Origin of the sequence: Falsiroseomonas algicola, from assembly GCF_011040385.1 — a bacterium.
Classification (GTDB): Bacteria; Pseudomonadota; Alphaproteobacteria; order Acetobacterales; family Acetobacteraceae; genus Falsiroseomonas; species Falsiroseomonas algicola.
The window spans coordinates 52,378-74,331 of record NZ_JAAIKB010000002.1 but is presented as its reverse complement, the minus strand read 5'-3'; the positions used below and the strand labels follow the sequence as shown (position 1 = coordinate 74,331).

Below are 21,954 nucleotides of genomic sequence, written 5' to 3'. Positions count from 1 at the left end.
GTAACGTTCGGGCGTTTCGGCTTGCATACGATGCCAGAGCGTGACGCGTGACCTAGCATCCCGGTCGAATCGACATGCAATGCGCGCCGCTGGCGGCGTGGGCCGTGCCGGTTCGACAGGCTCGGGGGCTTCCCCCATCGAGAGGCGGCGGTCCCATCAGGCGCGAAAGGCAGTCCGCAGCGACAGGACAGGGGGGCCCCCGGGGGAGCCACGGGAGGGGCCGCGGCCTTCTGGTGGGCGTGGCCGTGGCTGCCTTCGCCCTGGGCGCCGCCTGGCTGCATGGGGACGCCCGCGGCGAGGCCCGCGGCACCACGGCCATCGCCACGGCTGAACGCGCCGCGCGCGCCGCGCGGGCCCTGGTCTCGCTGCCGCTGGAGGGGCTGGCCGACGCGCTGGGCGCCGCGGAGCAGCGGCAGCAGGCGGTGGCGCGCGGCGACCGGCCGGCGCAGCTGGTGGCGGAGCGGCTGCTGGCCGAGGCCATGCGGCGTGACGCGCTGCAATTCGCGGCGGTGACGGATGCGCAGGGGCGCATCGTCTGGTCGTCGCACCCCCCGCTGGTCGGACTCTCCCTGGCGGAACGGGAGAGCTTCGCGCTGCATCGCGGCGGACGGAGCGAGCCGCTGATGGCGCCCGCGCTGCTCGACCTGCCTGGCGGGCCGCGGAGCCTGCTCGCGACCCGCCCGCTGGCCGATCCGCGCGGGTTCGTGGGCATCGCGGTGGCGGCGATCGACCCGCGGCGGCTCGACCGCGCCCTCGGTGAGGCGGCGGTGCTGCCGGGGCTGCGGCTGGCGCTGCTGCGGGCCGATGGCATGCCGCTCGCCACCGGCGGCATCCCGCTGCCGGCCCCGATCTGGCCCCTGCCCGCCCCGGGCACGAGCGCCAGCCTGCGCCCGGCGGCGGAGGGTCTGCCGGCGCTGGCGCTGGCCAGCACGCCGGCCGGGGGGGACCTGCTGATGCTGGCGGCGCTGGAGGACCAGGCCAGCGAGCCGGCCTGGGTGCTCCCCCTGCTGGCCGTCATGGTCGTCGCCGGCGCGGTGGGCGTGGCGCTGCTGGCGCGCCCCCGCCCGATCCCCACGCCCGCCGGCGCGGCGTTGCAGGATTCGCTGCCCGCCGTCGCCTACCGCGCCCTGATCGAGCCCGGCGGCGGCATGCGGCTGGTCGAGGTCGGGCCGGCGGTGGAGCGGCTGACGGGCTGGACAGCGGAGGCCGCGCTGCGCCCGGGCTGGCGGCAGCGGGGCATCGACATGCAGACCCTGCCGCTCGGCCCCGACCTGCCCGACCGGCTGCGGCGGGAAACCCAGGCCAGCGCCGAATACCGCTTCCGCCGGGCCGATGGCGCCTGGATGTGGCTGCGGGAGACCACGCGCGTCACCGGCCGCGGCGCCGCGGGCACCGAGGTTTCCGGCGTGCTGGAGGACATCTCGGCCGAGCGGGAGCTGGCGCTGCAGGCCGCGACGGCCGCCAAGTTCGCCACGCTGGGTGAGATGGCGGCGGGGCTCGCCCATGAGCTCAACCAGCCCATCGCCATCATGTCGCTGGCCGCCGAGAACGCCGCGGAGGCGCTGGAGGCCGGGGAGGACGGGGTGGAGGAGGCGCTGACGCGGCTCCGGCGGATCATGGCCCAGGCCGACCGGGCCAAGGCCATCGTCACCCAGCTCCGCGCCTTCTCCCGCGTCGATGTCTCGGCGCTGGAGGCGATCGACCTCGGCGCGGCGGTGCATGGCATGATGGTGCTGGCCGGCCAGGCGCTGCGCGATGCGGGGGTGCAGGTGCAGCTGCGCCTGCCCGACATGCTGCCCCCGGTGGTGGGCCAGGTAATCCTGGTGGAGCAGGTGTTGCTGAACCTGGTGCTGAATGCCCGCGACGCGCTGCTGGAACGCCCCGCCGAGCGGCGCCGGCTGCGGATCGAGGCCGAGACGGGACCGCTGGCGGATGAGGTGACGCTGCGGGTGCGCGACAGCGGCCCCGGCCTGGCGCCGGAGGTGCGGGAGAAGCTGTTCGAGCCCTTCTACACCACCAAGCCGCCGGGGCTCGGCACCGGGCTCGGCCTGTCCATCTCCCGCACCATCATGCGCGGGATCGGCGGGCGGATCACGGCGGAGAACGTGGCGGAGGGCCAGGAGGCGGGGGCGGAGTTCACCCTGGTGTTCCGCCGCGCGCCGCTGACGGCACCGGAGGAGGAGGCCGCGCCGCCGGCCACGCGGAACCCGGCGCCGGCGCCGCGCTGGCCGGCCGCGACCTGACCGCCATGGGGCTAAAGTGCGTCTAGCCGTTTAAGCCGTTTAAGCCGCTTTAGTGCATTTAGTCGCGATTCAGCGGGCCGCTTTTGGACACATTCCTGGCCCGCCCGATCACGGCGGCGGGCCCGCGTGCCGGCTGGCCAGGCGATGCCCGCACCTCTCCCGCTTGATGGTCTGAACATAGCAAGAACAAAATCCTTCCGGCAAGCCGGGATCGTCGGTGCGAAATCCGCCTTGAACTTGATCCGCCGCAAGGCGCCGAAGCTTGCCCTGGGGGGAGGATGGCGCATGGACGCGCTCCCCCCCTCCCGCCTCCCCCCTTCCCGCGCCGCCCTGGCCCGCTACGCGCGCCAGAACCTGCCGCGCTACACCTCCTACCCCACGGCGCCGCACTTCAAGGCGCTGGAGGAGGCAACCTACCGGGAATGGCTCGCCGCCGTGGCGCCGGGGGACCGGCTCTCGCTGTATCTGCACATCCCCTTCTGCAAGTCGCTCTGCTGGTATTGCGGCTGCCACACCAGCGTGACGCGCAGCGTGGCCCGCACCAGCCGCTACGCGCAGGGGCTGCTCGCGGAGGCGACGCTGCTCTCCGCCGCGCTGCCGGCCGGTGCGCCGGTCGAGTCGCTGCATCTCGGTGGCGGCACGCCCTCCGCCCTCGGCGCGGAGGCGCTGGAGGCCGTGATGGAGGGGCTGCGGCGGCGCTTCGCCTTCGAGGGCGACGCGGAGTTGTCCGTCGAACTCGACCCGCGGCTCCTGGATGACGCCATCGTCGCCATGCTGGCGCGGCAGGGCTTCACCCGTGCCAGCCTCGGCGTGCAGGACATGGCGGCGGAGGTGCAGACGCTGATCGGGCGCATCCAGCCACCCGCCCTGGTGCAAGGGGCGGTTCAGAAGCTGCGGGCAGCCGGGATCAAGGGGATCAATTTCGACCTGATGTACGGCCTGCCGGGCCAGACCACGGCGCATGTGGAGGCCAGCGCCCGCTTCGCCGCGGAAGCCGGGGCCGATCGCGTCGCGGTCTTCGGCTATGCCCATGTGCCCTGGATGAAGCCGCACCAGAAGGCGATCCCGGAGGACCGGCTGCCCGACGCCATGGCCCGGATGGACCAGGCAGAGGCGGCGGAGCGCGCGCTGCTGGCGGCGGGCTATGTCGCCATCGGGCTCGACCATTTCGCGCGGTCGGAGGACCCGATGGCGGTCGCCGCACGGTCCGGCGCGTTGCGGCGCAACTTCCAGGGCTACACCACGGACCGCGCGCCGGTGCTGGTCGGGCTCGGCGCCTCCGCCATCGGGTCGCTGCCCCAGGGCTATGCGCAGAACCTGGCGGATGAGCGGGGCTGGCTGGCGGCGGTGGAGGCAGGCCGCCTGCCCATCGCGCGCGGCCTGGCGCTGACGAAGGAGGACCGGCTGCGCCGCGGCATCATCGAGGCAGTGATGTGCGACCTCTCGCTCGACCTCCGCCGCGTGCCGCTGAAGGTGTGGCGGGATGCGGAGGCGCGGCTGGAACCGCTGGTGGCGGATGGGCTGGCAGCGGTGGAGGAAGGAAGGCTGGTGGCGACGGAGGCCGGGCGGCGCTTCGTGCGCCACATCGCGGCGGCCTTCGATGCCTATCTCGGCGGCGGGCCGGCGCGGCACAGCGCCGCCGTGTGAAGCACGGCCGGTTCACGCCGCGGGCGCGTGAACCGGTCGCCAGTCAGAGACTGTTTGAGAACACCGGACGGGTCGGCTCCGCGGGTCTTTTCCGCCGCCGCGTTGTGCCGGAGGCACGCCTCCAGCGTGACAGCGAACTTGCCGATGCAACCAGCATCGGCTGCGTCCGCTTCCTGGCAGCGACGAAAAATCCCCTGCGGATACTCAGCCGCTGGCATTCTCAACCGGTCTCTCAGCGCAGCAGGATCGATTCCAGGCCGCTGAACGCGATGCGCCCGACCTCCGCGCCGGTCCAGGGATCGGTCAGCACGATGGTGCCGGAGGGGACGTCGAGGGGGATGGTGTAGCTGCCATCCCCATGACTGGTGTAGTTGCCGTGCCAGGCGACGGCGCCGTTGGCGTCGTAGACGGTCACGCCATCGATGTAGAGCGCCGGAATCTGCAGCACATCCTGGCCGGCGCCGCCGTCGATCGTGTCGTTCCCGTCGCCGGTCTGCCAGGTGATGACGTCGTTGCCGCTGCCGCCTGACAGGAGATCATGGCCGGCGCCGCCCGTCAGCGTGTCGTCGCCCTCGAAGCCATGAAGGCTGTCGTCACCGGCCCCACCATCGATACGGTCGTCGCCGGCGCCGCCGGTGACCAAGTCGTGGCCATCGCCGGCCTCGATCCTGTCATGGCCTTCCATGCCATGCACGATGTCGTCGCCGTCGCCGGCCCGCACCGTGTCATCGCCCTCCTCGGCACGGACCACGTCGTTGCCGCTGCCGGCGTCCACCAGGTCGTTGCCGCTGCCGGCCGACAGGGCGTCATTGCCGGCGCCGCCCGTCAGCGTGTCGTGACCCTCGTCGCCACGAAGGGTGTCATTGCCGGCGTCGCCATCGATCCGGTCGTTGCCGGCGCCGCCCACGACCAGGTCGTTGCCGGCGCCGGCGTTCACCACGTCGCTGCCGTCTTCGCCATAGACGCTGTCATGGCCCGCGCCGGCCAGGATGCTGTCATCGCCGTCGCCGCCGTCGACGACATCGTTGCCGTGGCTGCTGAGGATGGTGTCGTTGCCGCCATGGCCATCCACCGTATCGTTGCCGGCGGCGGTCTGGATGCGGTCGGACTCCGCGGTCCCGTGGACCGGCAGGTTGAGGTCGTCGAAGACGATGCGGATATTGGCGCCTCCCGCCACCGCTTCCAGCGCGTCCTCGTCGAGCGGCACCAGCGTCGCCGCGGAAGAATTGGAGCGGTCCTTGACCATCAGGACGGGTTCCCTTGGCGACGTGGCATCGGGGTGATCGGGGTCCGGGGTTGAGGCACGTCGGGCGGCGCCGCGATGGCGAGGCCATGGGCGACGCGCCCATGCGTGCGCGCCTGAAGCGGGGCCGGCCTTTCCGCCACCATGACGGCTTCAACACGCCCCCGGACCTGGCCGTGGTGAAGCTGTTCCTGGCACGGAGGTCGTAGCATTGTCAGCCCTCGCTCGAAAGTCGTGCAGGGCACTGCAACCCTGTCGTGGGCTGACATGGACCACGCGGGCGGCCGCCAAGCCAATCGATGCTGCCTCTGGCCTTGATCGGCTGCGCCTTTCCCGGTGGCCTTCCACATCGAAGCGGCCTGGCCTGTGCGCCCTTCCGCTCAGCCTCTGCTGCGCAGGGTGCCGGCGGGAAGGCCGACCACGCGCCAGCCGAGGCTCGGTGCATCCTGCGCCTGGAGGACCAGGGAGAGTGGCGGGCGGGGACTCGCCGTCAGCCACTGGCCTTCGGGGCCGAACAGGACGTTGCCCTCCTGCGACAGCAGCGCCACCTGCGCGCCCTGCGGGATGGGGGCGCTGGCGATGATCGCGGTCACCCAGCGCCAGTCGACATGCGACCCCAGCACGCCCACCACCTGCCCCGCCGCGTTGCGGAGCGGCGTGGTGAAGTCGATCAGCCGCAGCGGTTCGTCCCGCGGGTCCCGCCGCAGCGCCGTGACCAGAAGCTGCGCGCCATGCACGTCGCCCGCGTAGTTCCGCGTGCGGCCGGCCTGGAACCAGGGCCTGGCGGAGACATCGACGCCTTCCAGCACGGCCCCGCTGGCCGCGATGACCTTGCCATCGCGCGCATTGGCGACGCCGATCCAGATGGTGTGCGGTGCCGCCTGCTGGGCCGTGCTCATGATGCGCCGGAGCTCGGCCGCCGGCTGCGTCGCCTGGCCGCGCTCGACCTCCGTCTGCACGGCACGCAGCCTTGCCCATTGCCGGTCGAGTTCACGCGCCAGCGCGGTGGCGGTGAGCCGCGCTGCCACCTGGAGCGAGTCCTGTTCGGTCGCGAACGCGCTTCGGCAGGGGGTGACGGAAAGGGCAGCCAACCCGCTGAGCCGCAGCGCCGCCCGCCGCGGCAGTCCCGTCACCATGATCGACCTACCCGAGAAACCTTGCGAACACGGGAAGGTTACCGGCCCGGGCGGCGATCACACAACCATTGGACGCTGGCGGAACGGTGCCGCGCCGGAAGGTGTGAAGGCCCTCAGGCCGGCGTGCAGATCCGGCCGAGCATCGCGGTCAGCTCGCTGGGGTCGTAGGGCTTGGCCAGCACCATCGCCTGCTGATGTCCGGCGGGCAGGCCCGAAGCGCCATAGCCGGTGGCGATGACATAGGGGATGCCGCGGGAGGCGAGCGCATCGGCGACGGGGGTCGAGGTCTCCCCGGCCAGGTTCAGGTCCAGCACGACGGCGTCGGGGCGCTCTGCGTCGAGGAAATTCATCGCCTCCTCCACCGTGGCGGCAGGACCGATCACGGAGAAGCCGGCATCGAGCAGCGCATCCTCGACCAGCATGGCGACCAGCGCCTCATCCTCCACCACGAGGACGCGTCGTCCATCCGCCGGCATTTCCAGTCCCTCCATCCCCATCATGATCTCTGCCAACGCACCGCGGACGCTACCGTTTCACCATGCACGCGAAGGGGGGCGAGGCGCCAGCACCGAGCGCGTGATTGACCCGCTCACTATTTCGCGTGTTTCGCGTCACCAGCCTGGGAAGGTTTGCCAGTCGCGGCCGGCGGCCGCCAGGGCGGGGGCGGCGATCCAGGCAAGGGCCGCCACGCGGCCGCGCGGCCCGAGGGGCCGCACCGGTCGCAGGCGATAGGCCGCGCCCTCATAGGCGCGCAGGCGACGAAGCGGCGCGCCGAAAAGGGTGACGACCAGGCCGCGCACGGACTGGCGCCGGGCGCGGATCAGCGTGGGATAGGGCTGGCGGCGCAGCGCGACGCGCTTCCAGCCCGGGAGCGTGGCCGGGACGCCGCGCAGGCCTCGGCGACCCGCGCGGGCCGCCAGGATCGCGGGGTCCAGCAGCGTGCCGTAGAGGAAAACCGGCACGGGGCCGGCGTCAGTGGCCCGCATTCTCCCCGGTGAAGTCGGGGGCGGCGAGGCCGGAGGCCTGGAGCTGGGCCGCGATGCCGGCCTTGAGACGTTCCAGCCCGGCTTCGCTCTTGGCCTCCGCACGCGCGACCAGCACGGCCTGGGTGTTGGAGGCGCGGAGCAGCCACCAGCCATCCTCGGTCAGCACGCGGACGCCGTCCACGTCCTGCACCTTGGCGCCTTCGGCGGCCAGGCGGGCCTTCACCTCCGCCACCACATCGAACTTGCGCGTGTCCGGGCAATCGAAGCGGAGTTCGGGGGTGTTGATGACCTGCGGGAGGGCGGCGCGGACGTCCGACAGCTTGCCGGACATGCGGGCGACGATGCCGAGCAGGCGGATGGCGGAATAGGGGGCGTCGTCGAAGCCGTACCACTTGTCCGCGAAGAAGATGTGGCCGGACATCTCGCCCGCCAGCGGGCTGCCGGTTTCCGCCATCTTGGACTTGATCAGGCTGTGGCCGGTCTTCCACATCAGGGGGGTGCCGCCGGCCTTGGCCACTTCGTCGAACAGGACCTGGCTGGCCTTCACATCGGCGATGATGGTGCCGCCGGGCTTGGACTTCAGCACGTCCCGCGCGAGGACGATCAGCAGCTGGTCGCCGAAGAGGATGTGGCCTTCATTGTCCACGACACCGATGCGGTCGGCGTCGCCATCGAAGGCGATGCCGAGGTCGGCGCCGTTCTTCGCGACCTCCGCGATGATCTGCTCGAGGTTCTTGGCGACGGTCGGGTCCGGGTGGTGGGCCGGGAAGGTGCCGTCGATGGTGCCGTTGATGACGTAGTGGGTGCCCGGGAGCTTCGCGACCAGGCGCTTGGTGATCTCGGCGCCGGAGCCGTTGCCGGGGTCCCAGACCACCTTCAGGGCGCGGTCGCCGCCATCCCAGTCCTGCAGCATGCGGGCGATGTAGTCCTCGGAGACATCGACTTCGCGGTCGGTGCCGACGGCGGTGGGGACGACATCGCCCTCCGCCGCCATGCGGCCGATCTCCTGGATCTGCGGGCCGTAGAAGGGCTTCTTGCCCAGCATCATCTTGAAGCCGTTGTAGTTGGGCGGGTTGTGGCTGCCCGTCACCATGATCGCGCCATCGGCCTTCAGCGCGTAGGAGGCGAAGTAGAGCATCGGCGTCGGCCCGCAGCCGATGCGCAGCACCTCCAGCCCGCAGGCGCGGAGCCCGGCGACGAGCTGGGCTTCGAGTTCCGGCGAGGAGAGGCGGCCGTCATAGCCCACCGCGACCTTCGTTCCCTGCGCGCGGGAGACGATGGAGCCGAAGCAGCGCCCGATGGCGAAGGCGTCCTCCGGCTTCAGGGTTTCGCCGACGATGCCGCGGATGTCGTATTCGCGCAGCGAGGTGGGGTCGAAGCGGTGGTTGAAGGCCGTCATCGGCATGGGATTCCCTGGCTCGAACCATTGTCACGGGCGCTGGCGGACCGCGAAGCGGGCCGAGCGGCCGAATGGCCGCCGCGGCTGGTGCCGCGAAGCCAAGCGGCGCGGATGCGCCGCGCCCGGCGTCTGAGGGGCGTTGACGCGCTGGCGTCAACGCACATCGCTAAGCATACTTCTTGATGATCGACTGCATCGCCGGCGCCATGTCGGGGCGCGACAGCGCGAAGGCGACCTGCGCTTCCAGGTAGCCGGCCTTGTCGCCGCAATCGAAGCGCCGGCCCTCGTAGCGCAGCCCGTGGAAGGGCTGGGTGCCGATCAGCTTCGCCATGCTGTCCGTCAGCTGGATCTCGCCGCCCGCGCCCTTCTCCATCTTGGAGAGATGGCCGATCACCTCCGGCATCAGCACGTAGCGGCCGATGACGGTGAGGTTGGAGGGCGCTTCCTCCTGCTTCGGCTTCTCGACCAGGCCCTTCACCTCGACCAGCTTGCCCGCCGTCTCGCCCGGGGCGATGACGCCGTAGGAGGAGACGCGCGCCATCGGCACCTCCTCGATCGCGACGACGTTGCCGCCGGTCTCGTTGTAGGCATCGGCCAGCTGCTTCGTGCAGGACACGTCGCAGAGCATCAGGTCGTCCGGCAGCAGGATGGCGAACGGGTCGTCGCCGATGAAGGACCGCGCGCACCAGATGGCATGGCCCAGGCCCAGCGCCGCCTGCTGGCGCGTGGAGACGATGGAGCCCGGCGGCAGCGCCTGGGCGCGGAGCATGTCGAGCTCCTTCGTCTTGTTGCGCTCGGTCAGGGTGCGTTCCAGCTCATAGGCCACGTCGAACTGGTCCACGAGCATGGTCTTGCCGCGGCCGGTGACGAAGCAGAACTGCTCGATCCCCGCGGCACGGGCTTCCTCCACCGCATACTGGATCAGGGGCTTGTCCACGACGGGCAGCATCTCCTTCGCCATCTGCTTGGTGGCGGGGAGGAAGCGGGTGCCGAGGCCAGCGACGGGGAGGACAGCCTTGCGGAGCGGCTTGCGCACGTGTGGGCATTCCTTGGGCGGTGATGCGCGAAGCCATGCCATGGACGGCGGATAGCGTCCACCGTCTCAGAGACCGATTGGGAACGCTGGCGGCTGAGGGTTCGCGAGGGATTTTACGTGCTGGGAAGGCGCCGGGCGCGGCCGATGCTGGTTGCATCGGCAAGCCCGGGAACGCACCCAGCGCGGAAAAGCCCAGCGAAACCGACCCGCCAGTGTTCCCAGACGGTCTCCTACTCCGGGAGGAGGAGGTCCCGCGCTTCGTTCAACCGGGCGGCGAGCCAGTCGGAACCGCCCTGGTCGGGATGGGCGCTGCGCATCAGGCGGCGATGGGCGGCCTTGATCTCGGCAGGCGTGGCGCCTTCGGCGAGGCCCAGGATCTCCAGCGCCTCCGCCCGCGTCAGGGGGCCGGATGGGCGGGGCGGCGGGGTGTCGCGCCATTCGGGGTGGGCGCGGTCCAGCCAGGCTTCCAGCAGGGGCACGCCATCGGGGTCCAGCGCCGCGAGTTCGGCGAGCAGCGCCAGGGAGGCGGCGAGGTCGAGATCGGCCAAGTCCTGCCCGGCGAAGCGCCCGGCCTTCACCCGGCCGGTCATGCGGCCGCTGTCATGGTCGAGCGTCATGGCCAGCGCCTCGGTCTCCACGTCGGAGGCCTGGCCGGGCGCGGCGGTGCCGCCGCGGGCGAAGGTGGCGGCGGCGCGCCTGCCCTTCCACCAGCGCCAGGCGGCGGGGGCCAGCAGGGCGAGGGCCCAGAAGAACTGCGCGCCGCGGCCGGTGGCGAGCATCAGCAGGATGAGGCCGATGCCGAGCCCGGCGCCGCCCCAGACCAGGGCCGACTTCACCTGGCCGGGCTTCGCGGCCACGAAGAGCTGCGCGAGGCCGAGGAGGGCGACCAGCGCCAAGGCACCGAGGGCCAGATAGGCCATCAGGCGGGGGCGGGCAGCTGGCCCGCGATGCCGCGGGCGGCGGGGCTGGTGAGCCTCGCCAGCGCCCGCCGGCCACCGGCGGCATAGACGGCGACGGCACGCAGCAGGTCGCGCAGCGCCTCCGCGCTCGCGGCATCGAAGGGGGCGAAGGCACCGCCGGAGAGCTTCGCCATCTGGCGAAAGGCATTGCGCGCGACGGGGTGCTGGCCCTCCAGGAAGCAGAAGAGCGGCAGGCCGCGCAGGCCGCATTCGCCCGCGAGGTGGCAGGCCTCGTCCACATCCTCCTCGAAGGCGTCGCCGATGAGGATGACGGCGTTGACGCGTTCCGCCTTCGTCGCGGCCAGCGCATGGCGGAGCGTGCGGACGATCTGGGTATGGCCGCCGAGGCAGGTGACGCCGGCCATGCGGCGGGCGAGGTCCGGCGCGGAGGTCAGGAAGGGGGTGGCCGCGAATTCGCCATGGCCGCGGAAATAGGCGAGCGACACGGTGAGGCCGCCGGTGTCTCGCACGGCGTGGAACATCTCCGCCTGGAGGTGGCAGGCGCGGTCCCAGGTGGGCTGGCGGCTGGCGGTGGCGTCGATGGCGAAGATCAGCCGGCCCGCGCGACCGGGCGCCACCGCCACGGCGGGCATGGACGCCACCTTGTCGAGAAAGGCGGCGACGGCGGCGTTGCCGGGCTTGGCGGGCAGGTTCGGCATGGCGGGAAGATGGTCCCGCGTCGCCCTAGCCGGAAGGGGTGAAGCGCGCGACCAGGGGCAGATGGTCGGAAGCGCGGCGCGCTGCGCGCGTGGCATGGGCCGAGACCTCCGTCACCAGCCCCTGCGGGTGGCACAGGATATGGTCCAGCGGCAGCAAGGGGCGGAAGGCGGGAAAGCTCGGCACCAGGGCGGGGTGGCCGAAGGCCGGCGCCAGCACGGCGAGCGCGCTGCCGCCGGGGCGCCATTCATTGAGGTCGCCCATCAGCAAGGTCGGCAGGCCGGGCTTCACCGCGGCCAGCAGCGCAGCCGCCTGGGCGCGGCGGCGCGTGGGCCCGAGGCTCAGATGGGCGCAGAGCAGGCGGAAGGGCCCCTCCCCCAGGTCCAGATCGGCCTGGATGCCGCCGCGCGGCTCCCACCCGCCAAGGCGCAGCCCGCGCGGGCCACCGAGCAGCCGGGCGTCCCGCCGCACCAGCAGGACATTGCCGCGCCAGCCCTGCTGCAGGGGATCGACGCGGAGCGGCACCAGGCCGGTCGCGGCCTCGATCGCCTCGGCGTCCAGCATGGCGTCCTGCCGGCGGAGGTGGTGCTGCGCCTCCTGCAGCACCATCAGGTCCGGCGCGATCTCCGCCACCACCGCCGTGATGCGGTCCGGCCGGAAGCGGCCGAAGGCGGCGCGGCCGCGATGGATGTTCCAGGTGGCGACGCGCATCAGCCGCGCCCCCGCCACAGCGCCGCGCCGCCTACCGCGCCGGCGGCGGTCAGGATGATGTCGGAGACGGTATCGCGGGTGTTGCCGATGATGCCGAGCACGGCCTCGAAGGCTTCCCAGCCGAGTGCCAGGGCAAGGCCGAAGGGCAGGCCGAGCCAGGCCATGCGGCGGCGGGTGCGGGGGACGCCATCGGCCAGCACCAGGCCGGCGAAGACGGCGCCGGCGAGCAAGCCGGAGACGAGGTGGACGACCTCGTCATAGGGGTTGGCGCCATGGAACCAGTTCAGCCCATAGCCCGGCGTGCTGAGGATGGTGGCGAGGACCGGTGCGGCATCGAGGCCGCGTGGCAGGCGGCGCAGCCGCATCGGCAGGTGGGACATGCGTTCCCGCGGCGGCAGGATGACGCCGAGCAGGCCGAGGATGCCGGCCGCCGTGCCGAGGGCGGCGCTGCGCTTGTCGAGCATCCAGAGCGTGAGGGCGACACCGGCCAGCGCGGCCAGGCTGATCCAGGCGAAGGGGGAATGGTGGCGGAGGTCGTCACGAGTCAGCAGGGCCATGCGCCGTCAACGCCGCCGCTTCCGCCGGGCTTCATGCGCCGGTAGGAACGAAAACGTGCCGGCAGGAATCGGGGCGTGGCGGGCTGGGTTCGGGTGAGCGAGGCGGAGGCGGAGGCACACCGGCTGTTCGGGCTGGGTGGCTGGCTGCGCGTGATCTCCGCCCTGATGGTGCTGGCGGTGCCGGGCGGCGTGGCGCTGACCTGGCAGCAATGGATGCCGCTGGCCGGCGGCGGGATGGCGTTGGCCTCCAACCTGGTCGCGCTGCTGGTGCTGGGCGCGCAGATTGGCATGGCGGTGCTGTGGTTCCGGCGCTGGCCCGGCTTCCGGCCGGGCTATGCGGTCTTCGCCGTGGTCGGCACCGCCGGGCTGGCGCTGGTCGATCTGGCGATCGGGCCGCCGCCCGGCCCGGCCAGCGCGGACCCGACCGGCGACCTGGTGCTGGAGGTCGCGTTCCATCTGGCCTTTCTCGGATACATGCAATTCAGCCGGCGCTTCCGCGTGACCTTCGAGCGGCGCGTCCGGCCAGCGGAGGTTCCATGCGTCTCGGCGTGATCGCGGATATCCATGGCAACGTGCTCGCGCTGCAGGCTGTGCTGGGCGCGCTGCGGCAGCGCGGCGTGACGCAGGTGGTGGACCTTGGCGACGTCGTCTCCGGCCCGCTCTGGCCGGCGGAGACGCTGGCGCTGCTGCGGGACGCCGGCATTCCCTCGCTGTGCGGCAACCATGACCGCTGGGTGGCGGAGGGCCGCGGCGGGGCCTCCGACGCCTTCGCGCGGGCGGCGCTGACCGCGGAGGACGCGGCGTGGCTGGGTGCGCTGCCGATGCATCTCCGCCCCCTGCCCGGCGTGCTGGCCTTCCATGCCCGGCCGGCTGATGACGACGCCTATCTGCTGGAGGATGTCGCCGAGGGGCGGATGGTCCCGGCGCGGGTTGCCGAGGTGGCGGCGAGGCTGGGGGCGACGGCGGAGACGCTGATCCTCTGCGCCCATAGCCACCAGCCGGCGATCCGGCAGCTGCCGGATGGGCGCGTGGTGGTGAACCCCGGCAGCGTCGGCATGCCGGCCTATGAGGACCCGACGCCGCCGGCGCATCTCTGCGAGACCGGCGCGCCCCAGGCCCGCTTCGCGGTGCTGGAGGTGGAGGCGGGGCGGCTGGTATCGGCCGACCTCGTGGCGATCGCCTATGACCACGGGGCCGCGGCCGCGCGGGCGGCGGCGAATGGGAGTGCCAAATGGGCGCGGTGGCTGGCGACGGGCGAGGCGGCACCGTGACGCAACCGCGTTGACAGACACGAAGGCTGGTCCCTACCGTCGCGCGCATGCGTGACCTCCGTCTCCGCACCGCCGATCGACGCCGTCGCTGTTCCCCAGCGGCGGCTTTCGCAGCTGCGTGCAGACAGGCCCCGGCAAGGTCCGCCCCCTAGCGGCCCATCACCGAGACGGCATCGGCCCGCATCTCCGAACCCCCGCAGCCCCTGGCTTCGGGGGTTTTTTGTTGCCCAGTTCCCAGGAGACCACCGTGCAGGACAGCGGCTTCGCCGACCCCACCCCGCCCCGCGAACCCGACGATGCCGGGCATCGGACGATGCGACGCGCCACCGCCGGCGATGCGGCGACCGTCCGTGCCGTGACCCGCGCGGCCTATGCGAAGTGGGTTCCCCTGCTGGGGCGGGAGCCCTTGCCGATGACCGTCGATTACGACGTCGCGCTGCGCGACCACCGGGTGGATCTGCTGCTGATCGATGGCGACGTCGCGGCGCTGATCGAGATGGCGCCCGCGCCCGACCACCTGCTGGTCGTCAACGTCGCGGTCGCGCCCGCGCACCAGCATCGCGGTCACGGCCGCGCCCTGCTGGCGCATGCGGAGGAGGTCGCGTGGTCGCTCGGCCTTGGCGAGATACGGCTCTACACCAACGCGCTCTTCGCCGAGAACCTGCGTCTCTACCGCCAGCTCGGCTACCGCGTGCAGCGGGAGGAGGCGCATCCGCGGCTTGGCGTCGCGATCCATATGGGCAAGCGCTTCGGCAGCGCCGAGGCCGCGACCTGCACTGAATCCAGCAACGGGGGCCAGCCATGAGCATTCGCGTCGGCATTGTCGGGATCAGCGGTTTTGGCGGCGGCGAGGCGCTGCGCCTGATCGCAGGCCATCCCTCCTTCGAACTCGTCTACGCCGCCGGCGAGGGCAGCGCGGGCAGTCGCCTGGCGGATCGCTTCCCGGGTATTCCGCCCCGGCTGGCCGGGCTGGTGATCCAGAAATGGGCCCCCGCGGCCCTGCCGCCGCTCGACCTGCTCTTCGCCTCGCTTCCCACGGGCGCATCGGCCGAGGGCCTGGCCCGCGTGGCCGGGAGCGTGAAGATCGTCGATATCGGTGGCGACCATCGCTACGCCGAGGGTTGGACCTACGGCCTGGCCGATGTCTGGCCGGACGAGATCACGGGCCAGACCCGCATCGCCAATCCCGGCTGCTTCCCGGCGGCGACGCTGACCGCCCTGGCGCCGCTGCTGGCCGACCGGCTGATCGAGCCCGGCAACATCATCATCGATGCCAAGACCGGCATCTCCGGCGCCGGACGGGGCGGCGCCGACAGCCGGTTCGGCTATGCCGAGAGCAACGAGAACCTCCTGCCCTATGGTCTGCTGAAGCACACCCACATGCCCGAGATGGCGCGGACCATCGAGCGGCTGGGGGGCGGCAGCGCCGCGGGGCTGGTGTTCACGCCGCACCTCGTGCCGATGACCCGCGGTGTGCTGGCCACCATCTACTGCCGGGGCAGCGCCACCACGGATCAGTGCCTGGATTCGGCGCGCCGCTTCTATGCGGGGCGCGCCTTCATCCGCGTGACCGACAAGCCGCCGCAGACCAAATGGGCGACCGGATCCAACCTGGCCTTCGTGAGCTACGCGGCCGACCCGGCGCGCAGGCTGGTGATCGCGATGGGGGTGGTGGACAACCTCGGCAAGGGCGCGGCCGGCCAGGCCGTGCAGAACGCGAACCTGATCTGCGGCCTGCCGGAAACCGCGGGGCTGGAGGGCGCGCCCGTCTGGCCCTGAGGCCCATCGGCCCACCCTGGACCAGGATGGGCCGATCCGCTGCGTCGGGGCCATGGGCTGCGGCGGCCGGCTAAAGCACTATCCGATCAAGCTCGTTCAGCTTGATCGGATTTCGTGCTTTAGAAACAATAACTTCTAGAGCACGAGATCCGTCCAACTGGACGGATCGTGCTCTAGGCCGCCCGCCGCAGGCTCACCGGGCCCGTCGGAATCACCCCTGGGCCAGCATCCCGTTCGCCTGCGCGGCCGCCAGCGCCGTCATGTTGACGATGCCGCGCGCGGTCACGCTCGGCACCAGCACATGGATGGGCTTGGCCATGCCGAGCAGCATGGGGCCGACCTGCAGCCCCTCCCCCGCCGCCTTCAGCAGGTTGAAGGCGATGTTGGCGGCGTCGAGGCTCGGCATCACCAGCAGGTTCGCCGCATCGGTCAGCGTGCTGTCGGCGACCGCGCGGTCGCGGATGGCCGGGACCAGCGCGGCGTCGGCGTGCATCTCGCCATCCACCTCGAAATCCGGGGCGCGGTCGCGCAGCAGGCGCAGCGCTTCCCGCATCTTGCGGGCGGAGGGCGCGCCGGAGGCGCCGAAGCTGGAATGCGACAGCAGCGCGGCCTTGGGGGCCAGGCCGAAGGCGCGGATCTGCTCGGCGGCCAGCAGCGTCATGTCCACGATCTGCTTCGCGGTCGGGTCCACCGTCAGGTGGGTGTCCACGAAGAAGAGGTGGCCGTTGGGGACGATGAGGGCGGAGAGGGCATAGACGCGGTCCACCTCCGCCCGCTTGCCGATGACGTCGAAGGCGTGGTGCCAGTGGCGGAACCAGTCGCCGGTGCCGCCGCAGAGGCAGGCATCGGCAAGGCCCGCTTCCAGCAGCAGCGCGGCCGCGACGGTCGGGCGGTTGCCCACGCGCCGGCCGGCGGCATCGGGGGGGATGCCGCGCCGCCCCACCTTCTCCTGGTAGAGTTTCACCAGCGGCGCGAAGGTGGCTTCATCGGCGGCCGGGTCCATGATCCGGACGGACTCGGAGAAATCCATGCGCAGGCCCATGGCGCGGGCCTTGGCGGCGATGACGTCGCGGCGGCCGATGACGATGGGCTCGGCCAGCCCTTCGTCCAGCACGGTCTGCACGGCGCGGAGCGTGCGTTCATCCTCGCCCTCGGCGTAGACCACGCGGGCCAGGCGCTTGCGCGCGGCCTCGAAGACCGGGCGCATGAGGTTGCCGGAGCGGAAGACGAAGCGCTCCAGCTCATGCCGGTATTTCTGCATGTCGGCGATGGGGCGGCGGGCGACGCCGGATTCCATCGCCGCCTTGGCGACCGCGGGCGCGATCTCCAGGATCAGGCGGGGGTCGAAGGGCTTCGGGATGATGTAGTCCGGCCCGAAGGTCGGCGCGCTGCCGCCATAGGCCGCGGCCACGACCTCGCTGGCTTCCATCCGGGCGAGCGCCGCGATGGCGTCGGCGGCGGCGACCTTCATCGCCTCGTTGATCGTGGTGGCGCCGGCATCCAGCGCACCGCGGAAGATGAAGGGGAAGCAGAGGACGTTGTTGACCTGGTTCGGGTAGTCCGACCGGCCGGTGGCGACGATGGCGTCCGGCCGCGCGGCGCGGACGGCCTCCGGCAGGATCTCGGGCTCCGGATTGGCCAGCGCCAGCACGAGGGGCTTGGGCGCCAGGAGCGGCAGCCATTCGGCCTTCAGGATGCGGGGCGCGGAGAGGCCGAGGAAGACATCGGCGCCAGGCAGCGCATCCTGCAGGGTGCGGGCGTTGGTGTCCTGCGCATAGGCGGCCTTGTAGGGATCGGTGTTGGGCCGGCCCTTCCAGACGACGCCGTCGATGTCGCAGATCGTCACGTTCTCCCGCTTCAGGCCCATGGCCACCAGCAGGTCGAGGCAGGCAATGGCCGCGGCCCCGCCGCCGGTATTGACGACGCGCACATCCTCCAGCCGCTTGCCCTGCAGCAGCAGGCCGTTGCGGGCGGCGGCCGCGACGATGATGGCCGTGCCGTGCTGGTCGTCATGGAAGACGGGGATGTTCATCCGGGCGCGGAGCGCGCGCTCGATCTCGAAGCACTCGGGGGCCTTGATGTCCTCGAGGTTGATGGCGCCGAAACTGGGTTCGAGGACGGCCACCGCATCGATGAATTTCTGCGGGTCGCGTTCCTCGACCTCCAGGTCGATGGAATCGATGCCGGCGAACTTCTTGAAGAGGACCGCCTTGCCTTCCATGACGGGCTTGCCCGCCAGCGCGCCGATGGCGCCGAGGCCGAGCACGGCCGTGCCGTTGGAGATGACGGCGACGAGGTTGCCGCGCGTCGTGTAGTCCCAGGCCGCGTCGGGGTCCTTCGCGATCTCCTCGCAGGCCGCGGCGACGCCGGGGCTGTAGGCCAACGCCAGGTCGCGCTGGGTTGCCATGCGCTTGGTGGGCTCGACGCTCAGCTTCCCGGGGCGCGGGAGGCGATGGTAATCGAGGGCGGCTTTGCGGAAGTCTTCGTCCATGGAAGGGTTGTAGCGCGGCCCCGCCGCACCGCGCTACCGGTTGCCTCGCCCGCCCTCAGCGGTTGGCGAAGTTGGTCATCGGCCCGACGGTCAGGCGCTCCAGCTCGCTGAAGCGCAGCGTCTCCCCGCCGATGGTGAGGGTGCCGGTGACGCCCGTCAGGTTGATGGCCCCGTTCTCGATCCGCGGGGTGGCGGAGCCGGCGTCGGTGCGGATGCCGGCGAGCAGGGCCTGGAGGGTCAGGGAGGTATCCTCGATCACGAGGACATCGGTACCGGCGCCGCCGATGATGGTGTCGTTGCCATCGCCACGGGTCCAGTGGAACTGGTCGCTGCCGCCGCCCGAGACGTTGACGCCATCGCCATAGAGCAGGTCTGCGCCGCGACCTCCCACGATGATGTCGCTACCGGCCCCGCCCCCCATCGTATCGTTGCCCTCGCCCCCCAGCATCGTGTCCTGGCCATCGTCGCCGCTGAGGTTGTCGTTGCCGGACTGGCCCGCGATGCTGTCATTGTCGCTGCCGCCGGTCACGGTGTCGTTGCCGCCACCGGCCAGGATGGTGTCGTTGCCACCCTGGCCGAAGATGAGGTTCGGGGCGTCGCTGCCCCGCACGCTGTCATTGCCGCCGGAGGTGGCGCCGCCGGTGACGGCGCTCAGCGCCCCTTCATCGAGCGGCGTCACGGTCTTGTCGGTCATGGATCCTCACTGCCTTTCGCGGTTGGGTGGGCGATTTGAACCCGGATCGGTTCGAGGCACCAGAAGGGCCAGTCGATGGCGGCCATCGGCACTGCCTCTGGCCCCGGGGCGGGTTCGTCCTTGGCAGGGGATGCAGAGGCGGGCGATACCGCGCTGGCACCCCGGGTCCAGGAGGGAATGACTGTCCATGCGGCTGTATCACTTCAACGGCTCCACCACCTGTCGGCCGGTCGAGATGTTCGCGGCCGAGGCGGGGATCACGCTCGACCTCGTGCCGGTCGATTTGATGACCGGGGAGCATGTCGGGCCGGGCTATACCGCGAAGAACCCGACGCAGCAGGTGCCGACGCTGGAGGATGGCGACTTCCTCCTGACGGAGAATGCGGCGATCCTCCGCTACCTCGCCACGCTGGCGGACAGCCCGGCCTATCCGAAGGACCCGAAGGCGCGGGCGCGGGTGGATGAGCAGCTGGACTGGTTCAACACCGGCTTCTCCCGCGAATTCTGCTACGGCGCGATGTATCCGCGCATCCTGCCCTACCTGGCCTTCCCGGACCCGGCGGTGCAGGCGGCGGTGGAGGCGCGCTGCACGGAGAAGGGCAGCCGCTTCATGCGCATCCTGAACGACAGCATGCTGAAGGATCCCGGGCCGTTCCTCGGCGGTGCCGAGCCAAACCTGGCGGACTACATGGGCGTGGCCTACGCGACGCTGGGGGAGATGGCGCGCTTCGACTACTCGCCCTATCCAAGGGTGCAGCGCTGGATCGCCGCCATGAAGGCGCGGCCGGGCTGGAAGGCCGGGCATGCGGGCTGGGAAGGCTGGCGCGACCACGTCCTGTCGCAGGTGGCCGCGTGATGGGCGCGATCCGGGGCTTCCACCACATCGCCTATCGCTGCCGGGATTCCGAGGAGACCCGGAAATTCTACGAGGAGTTCCTCGGGCTGGAACTGGCGGAGGCGATGCCGATCGGCACCACCGCCACCGGGCGCACGGCGCAGGTGCTGCACACCTTCTACCGGCTGGCCGATGGCAGCTACCTCGCGTTTTTTGAGGTGCCGGAGAGCCCCTTCGACTTCCACAACCAGCATGATTTCGACCTGCACCTGGCCATGGAGGTCTCCATGGAAACGCTGGAGGCGATGCTGGCGAAGGGGCGGGCCTCGGGGGTGGAGACGCGGGGGCCGTCCGACCACGGGGTCATCAAGTCCATCTACTTCCGGGACCCGAATGGCTACGTGATCGAGCTGACGGCCAAGACGCCGGAGCATGATACGGCGATGGACCCGCGGACGAATGGCGCGCGGGCGAAGCTGGCGGCCTGGCAGGCGGCGAAGGCCCAGGGGTAGGAACGGCAAAGGCCCCGTCCGGTGTCCCGGCGGGGCCTTTGGCATGAGGACCATCGCGAAGATGGTGCGGTCGAGAAGATTCGAACTTCCACGGGGTTGCCCCCACCAGCACCTCAAGCTGGCGCGTCTACCATTCCGCCACGACCGCATATCAGGTAGAGGCCCGCGCTATAACCGATGACCGCGCAGCAGACAACGCCCCTCCCCCCCGGTTCCGCACTCGAATGGCGGATTACGCCCGGACGGCTTCCCTATACCGAGGCGCTGGCCGCCATGGAGGCGCGCGTCGCCGCCATCCGCGCGGGCGAGCAGCCGGAGGCGGTCTGGCTGGTGGAGCATGAGCCGACCTACACGGCCGGGACCTCCGCCAGGCCGGAGGATCTGCTGGAAACGCGCTTCCCGGCCGTCGCCGCCGGGCGCGGGGGGCAGTGGACCTATCACGGGCCGGGGCAGCGGACGGGCTATGTGATGCTCGACCTGAACCGGGACCATGGGACGGTGAAGGCGCGGGACGTCCGTGCCTTCGTCCATGGGCTGGAGGAGTGGATGATCCGCGCGCTCGACCGCTTCGGCGTGAAGGGGGAGCGGCGGGAGGGGCGGGTCGGCATCTGGGTGGTGGACCGGTCGCGCGGCACCGAGGACAAGATCGGCGCCATCGGCGTGCGCGTGACGCGCTGGGTGAGCTGGCACGGGGTGGCGCTGAACGTGGACCCGGAGCTGAGCCACTTCGGCGGGATCGTCCCGTGTGGGATCGCGGAGCAGGGGCTGGGGGTGACGAGCCTGCACCGGCTCGGCGTGCTGGCGACGATGGAGGAGGCGGACAGCGCGTTGATGGCGGCCTGGGGAGAGGTGTTCGGCTGAACCCCCCTCCCCCACCAGGTCAGTGGGTGTCGGTGCGGGAAGGGGCGGTCAGGAAGCTGTGGACCGCGTGGTGGAAGATGGCGCGGTTCTTCCCGAGGTAGCTGACATGGGCCATGCCCGGCAGCACCGCGAACTGGCGGTCCGTCGTGCCGAGGCCGCTGTAGAATTCCAGAAGATCCTTCTCGGTCGCGATGCCGTCATGCTCCCCGCGCAGAATCAGCGTGGGGCAGGTGATCTTGGCGGGGTCGTTCACCGGCAGGATGGAGCACATGTCGAGGTAGGTGCCGTTCGGCACGGTGTTGCCATCCGCCAGCTCCGCCGCGGCCAGGGCATCGGCGACACCTTCCTCCGAGGTGCCGGGATGGTCGCGGTTGAAGATGGTGTGGAAGAAGGCCTGGTTGATCGGGCGGCAATTCGTGTCCCGCCACTTGGCGATGTTCCGCCGCCGCGCGATCAGGGTCGGGGCCTGCCAGCCCGTCCAGACATAGGCATCGAGGATGAGGCGGCTGACGCGATCGGGCTTCGCCTCGGCGTATAAGGCCGCGCGGATGGCGCCGGAGGAGCTGCCGTAGAAGGCGACGCGGGACTGGCCGGTGGCCTTGGTCACGACCTCCATCGCCGCATGCGTATCGGCCACCGCGGTGTCGAAGCCGGAATAGCCTGATGTGCGGGCGGAGCGGCCATAACCCTCGAAGTCGAAGGTCCAGACATCGAAGCCGCGAAGTGCGAATTCGTCCATGAAGGAATAGCCGGGCTTGCCGGGGACCTGCAGGTCGAAGCCGTTCTTGCCGCCGAAGCTGCTGCCATGGACCAGCATGAAGACGGGCGCATCGGCGGGGGCCGAGGCCAGGCGCTTGCGATAGACGGACAGCTTGATGCCGTCCCGCTGCGTCCAATGATCCTCGGCGATGATCTCGGGCATGTCTCGCATTCTCTC

Annotated in this window: 22 protein-coding genes and 1 tRNA gene; 9 read left to right on the top strand and 14 right to left on the bottom strand. The window is 71.3% G+C overall.

The annotated features are described in order from the left end of the window. The first annotated feature begins 245 nt into the window (after positions 1–245). Positions 246–2,243, top strand: coding sequence for an ATP-binding protein (locus tag G3576_RS32510; RefSeq protein WP_164693392.1), 1,998 nt, complete (start codon positions 246–248; stop codon positions 2,241–2,243). A gap of 285 nt (positions 2,244–2,528) precedes the next feature. Continuing rightward, complete coding sequence (gene hemN / locus G3576_RS05700; RefSeq protein ID WP_164693391.1) at positions 2,529–3,890, top strand: oxygen-independent coproporphyrinogen III oxidase; 1,362 nt, start codon at positions 2,529–2,531, stop codon at positions 3,888–3,890. Between the two features lie 232 nt (positions 3,891–4,122). Here the strand turns inward: hemN and G3576_RS05695 are convergent, their stop codons facing one another. The 10 genes from G3576_RS05695 to G3576_RS05650 form a co-directional block, all read right to left on the bottom strand. Beyond that, entirely contained in the window at positions 4,123–5,136 is a 1,014-nt protein-coding gene (locus tag G3576_RS05695; RefSeq protein ID WP_164693390.1) for a calcium-binding protein, read from the bottom strand. A gap of 377 nt (positions 5,137–5,513) precedes the next feature. Next, on the bottom strand, positions 5,514–6,269 hold the full coding sequence (locus G3576_RS05690) for a cache domain-containing protein (protein WP_328728509.1): 756 nt from the start codon (positions 6,267–6,269) through the stop codon (positions 5,514–5,516). A 113-nt stretch (positions 6,270–6,382) separates the two neighbouring features. After that, positions 6,383–6,760, bottom strand: coding sequence for a response regulator (locus G3576_RS05685; protein WP_164693388.1), 378 nt, complete (start codon positions 6,758–6,760; stop codon positions 6,383–6,385). Between the two features lie 120 nt (positions 6,761–6,880). Then, positions 6,881–7,255 (bottom strand): gamma-glutamylcyclotransferase family protein, encoded by a 375-nt coding sequence (locus tag G3576_RS05680; RefSeq protein ID WP_164693387.1) that lies wholly within the window; start codon positions 7,253–7,255, stop codon positions 6,881–6,883. Continuing rightward, positions 7,242–8,654, bottom strand: a complete 1,413-nt coding sequence (gene pgmG, locus G3576_RS05675) for a phosphoglucomutase/phosphomannomutase PgmG (protein ID WP_164693950.1) — start codon at positions 8,652–8,654, stop codon at positions 7,242–7,244. Before pgmG ends, G3576_RS05680 begins: the two co-directional genes overlap by 14 nt. Before the next feature lie 166 nt (positions 8,655–8,820). Continuing rightward, complete coding sequence (gene galU / locus G3576_RS05670) at positions 8,821–9,690, bottom strand: UTP--glucose-1-phosphate uridylyltransferase GalU (protein ID WP_328728507.1); 870 nt, start codon at positions 9,688–9,690, stop codon at positions 8,821–8,823. Between the two features lie 230 nt (positions 9,691–9,920). Then, entirely contained in the window at positions 9,921–10,610 is a 690-nt protein-coding gene (locus G3576_RS05665; RefSeq protein WP_164693385.1) for a J domain-containing protein, read from the bottom strand. Then, positions 10,610–11,308, bottom strand: coding sequence for a VWA domain-containing protein (locus G3576_RS05660; RefSeq protein WP_207622680.1), 699 nt, complete (start codon positions 11,306–11,308; stop codon positions 10,610–10,612). Before G3576_RS05660 ends, G3576_RS05665 begins: the two co-directional genes overlap by 1 nt. Positions 11,309–11,333: 25 nt before the next feature. Further along, on the bottom strand, positions 11,334–12,017 hold the full coding sequence (locus tag G3576_RS05655; RefSeq protein ID WP_164693384.1) for an endonuclease/exonuclease/phosphatase family protein: 684 nt from the start codon (positions 12,015–12,017) through the stop codon (positions 11,334–11,336). Then, a complete protein-coding gene (locus tag G3576_RS05650; protein ID WP_164693383.1) occupies positions 12,017–12,574 on the bottom strand; it encodes a hypothetical protein in 558 nt (185 codons plus the stop codon). The genes G3576_RS05655 and G3576_RS05650 overlap by 1 nt, the downstream gene beginning before the upstream one ends. A 75-nt stretch (positions 12,575–12,649) precedes the next feature. Here G3576_RS05650 and G3576_RS05645 point away from each other — a divergent pair, with 75 nt between their 5' ends. From G3576_RS05645 to argC, 4 genes are all read left to right on the top strand, one after another. Then, complete coding sequence (locus G3576_RS05645) at positions 12,650–13,126, top strand: hypothetical protein (RefSeq protein WP_164693382.1); 477 nt, start codon at positions 12,650–12,652, stop codon at positions 13,124–13,126. Further along, the gene (locus G3576_RS05640) at positions 13,111–13,845 is read left to right on the top strand and encodes a metallophosphoesterase family protein (protein ID WP_164693381.1); all 735 of its coding nucleotides are present in this window, start codon (positions 13,111–13,113) and stop codon (positions 13,843–13,845) included. Before G3576_RS05645 ends, G3576_RS05640 begins: the two co-directional genes overlap by 16 nt. A 223-nt stretch (positions 13,846–14,068) precedes the next feature. Further along, positions 14,069–14,650, top strand: a complete 582-nt coding sequence (locus G3576_RS05635; protein WP_235951544.1) for a GNAT family N-acetyltransferase — start codon at positions 14,069–14,071, stop codon at positions 14,648–14,650. Next, positions 14,647–15,624: an N-acetyl-gamma-glutamyl-phosphate reductase gene (gene argC, locus G3576_RS05630; RefSeq protein ID WP_164693380.1), complete on the top strand. Its 978-nt coding sequence runs from the start codon at positions 14,647–14,649 to the stop codon at positions 15,622–15,624. The genes G3576_RS05635 and argC overlap by 4 nt, the downstream gene beginning before the upstream one ends. A gap of 211 nt (positions 15,625–15,835) precedes the next feature. On the opposite strand, the gene G3576_RS05625 is transcribed toward argC, so the two are convergent. Next, positions 15,836–18,115, bottom strand: coding sequence for an NADP-dependent malic enzyme (locus tag G3576_RS05625; RefSeq protein ID WP_164693378.1), 2,280 nt, complete (start codon positions 18,113–18,115; stop codon positions 15,836–15,838). Positions 18,116–18,170: 55 nt separating this feature from the next. Then, positions 18,171–18,809: a calcium-binding protein gene (locus G3576_RS05620; protein ID WP_164693377.1), complete on the bottom strand. Its 639-nt coding sequence runs from the start codon at positions 18,807–18,809 to the stop codon at positions 18,171–18,173. 187 nt (positions 18,810–18,996) lie between these two features. Between G3576_RS05620 and G3576_RS05615 the strand changes: the two genes are divergently transcribed. Then, positions 18,997–19,665 (top strand): glutathione S-transferase family protein, encoded by a 669-nt coding sequence (locus G3576_RS05615; protein WP_164693376.1) that lies wholly within the window; start codon positions 18,997–18,999, stop codon positions 19,663–19,665. Further along, positions 19,665–20,156, top strand: coding sequence for a VOC family protein (locus tag G3576_RS05610; RefSeq protein ID WP_164693375.1), 492 nt, complete (start codon positions 19,665–19,667; stop codon positions 20,154–20,156). The genes G3576_RS05615 and G3576_RS05610 overlap by 1 nt, the downstream gene beginning before the upstream one ends. A 62-nt stretch (positions 20,157–20,218) precedes the next feature. Here G3576_RS05610 and G3576_RS05605 read toward each other — a convergent pair. After that, positions 20,219–20,304, bottom strand: a tRNA-Leu gene (locus tag G3576_RS05605). 29 nt (positions 20,305–20,333) lie between these two features. Here G3576_RS05605 and lipB point away from each other — a divergent pair. After that, complete coding sequence (gene lipB / locus G3576_RS05600) at positions 20,334–21,017, top strand: lipoyl(octanoyl) transferase LipB (protein ID WP_164693374.1); 684 nt, start codon at positions 20,334–20,336, stop codon at positions 21,015–21,017. 19 nt (positions 21,018–21,036) lie between these two features. Here the strand turns inward: lipB and G3576_RS05595 are convergent, their stop codons facing one another. Next, positions 21,037–21,939 carry an alpha/beta hydrolase gene (locus G3576_RS05595; RefSeq protein ID WP_207622679.1) on the bottom strand — a complete coding sequence of 301 codons (903 nt, stop codon included), beginning with the start codon at positions 21,937–21,939 and terminating at the stop codon, positions 21,037–21,039. Positions 21,940–21,954 lie beyond the last annotated feature (15 nt).

Coding starts and splice junctions, on each gene's coding strand:
- hemN (WP_164693391.1), top strand. CDS start 2,529: ATGGACGCGCTCCCCCCCTCCCGCCTCCCCCCTTCCCGCGCCGCCCTG.
- G3576_RS05695 (WP_164693390.1), bottom strand. CDS start 5,136: ATGGTCAAGGACCGCTCCAATTCTTCCGCGGCGACGCTGGTGCCGCTC.
- G3576_RS05690 (WP_328728509.1), bottom strand. CDS start 6,269: ATGGTGACGGGACTGCCGCGGCGGGCGGCGCTGCGGCTCAGCGGGTTG.
- G3576_RS05685 (WP_164693388.1), bottom strand. CDS start 6,760: ATGGAGGGACTGGAAATGCCGGCGGATGGACGACGCGTCCTCGTGGTG.
- G3576_RS05680 (WP_164693387.1), bottom strand. CDS start 7,255: ATGCGGGCCACTGACGCCGGCCCCGTGCCGGTTTTCCTCTACGGCACG.
- pgmG (WP_164693950.1), bottom strand. CDS start 8,654: ATGACGGCCTTCAACCACCGCTTCGACCCCACCTCGCTGCGCGAATAC.
- G3576_RS05665 (WP_164693385.1), bottom strand. CDS start 10,610: ATGGCCTATCTGGCCCTCGGTGCCTTGGCGCTGGTCGCCCTCCTCGGC.
- G3576_RS05660 (WP_207622680.1), bottom strand. CDS start 11,308: ATGCCGAACCTGCCCGCCAAGCCCGGCAACGCCGCCGTCGCCGCCTTT.
- G3576_RS05655 (WP_164693384.1), bottom strand. CDS start 12,017: ATGCGCGTCGCCACCTGGAACATCCATCGCGGCCGCGCCGCCTTCGGC.
- G3576_RS05650 (WP_164693383.1), bottom strand. CDS start 12,574: ATGGCCCTGCTGACTCGTGACGACCTCCGCCACCATTCCCCCTTCGCC.
- G3576_RS05640 (WP_164693381.1), top strand. CDS start 13,111: ATGCGTCTCGGCGTGATCGCGGATATCCATGGCAACGTGCTCGCGCTG.
- argC (WP_164693380.1), top strand. CDS start 14,647: ATGAGCATTCGCGTCGGCATTGTCGGGATCAGCGGTTTTGGCGGCGGC.
- G3576_RS05625 (WP_164693378.1), bottom strand. CDS start 18,115: ATGGACGAAGACTTCCGCAAAGCCGCCCTCGATTACCATCGCCTCCCG.
- G3576_RS05620 (WP_164693377.1), bottom strand. CDS start 18,809: ATGACCGACAAGACCGTGACGCCGCTCGATGAAGGGGCGCTGAGCGCC.
- G3576_RS05615 (WP_164693376.1), top strand. CDS start 18,997: ATGCGGCTGTATCACTTCAACGGCTCCACCACCTGTCGGCCGGTCGAG.
- G3576_RS05610 (WP_164693375.1), top strand. CDS start 19,665: ATGGGCGCGATCCGGGGCTTCCACCACATCGCCTATCGCTGCCGGGAT.
- lipB (WP_164693374.1), top strand. CDS start 20,334: ATGACCGCGCAGCAGACAACGCCCCTCCCCCCCGGTTCCGCACTCGAA.
- G3576_RS05595 (WP_207622679.1), bottom strand. CDS start 21,939: ATGCCCGAGATCATCGCCGAGGATCATTGGACGCAGCGGGACGGCATC.